Annotated in this window: 1 pseudogene; it reads left to right on the forward strand. The window is 46.8% G+C overall.

Features of this window, described 5'->3' with window-relative positions:
- Positions 1 to 504 (forward strand): annotated as a pseudogene (locus R7R78_RS29795) (arabinose ABC transporter substrate-binding protein); the annotation flags it as partial.

Genomic DNA, 504 nt, shown 5'->3' on the forward strand with positions numbered 1-504 from the left:
TACAACAGGTGTTATGGCTATCACTGCTGACGAACTAGATACCGCTCGTCGCCGTGTGGATGGTTCTGTAAAAGCACTTGAAGATGCTGGCTTTCCTAAATCTCAAATCTACCGTGTTCCGACCAAAACGAATGACATCCCAGGTGCGTTAGATGCCGCTAACTCACTGTTGGTTCAATATCCAAAGGTTAAGCAATGGCTGATTGTTGGTATGAACGACAACACGGTTTTAGGTGGTGTACGCGCGACTGAAGGCCAAGGTTTTGCCGCTGAAAACGTGATTGGTATTGGTATTAATGGTGTCGATGCCGTGAATGAATTGGCGAAGTCAAACGCTACGGGTTTCTTTGGCTCACTATTGCCAAGCCCTGACGTGCACGGCTTTAAGAGCATCGAATCACTATACAAATGGGTGAAAGAAGATGTGCAGCCAGAGAAGTTTGTGGAAGTCACCGATGTTGTGCTGATCACTCGCGACAACTTCCGTGAAGAGCTACAGAAAAA

It is taken from the genome of Vibrio sp. 2134-1, from assembly GCF_033339495.1.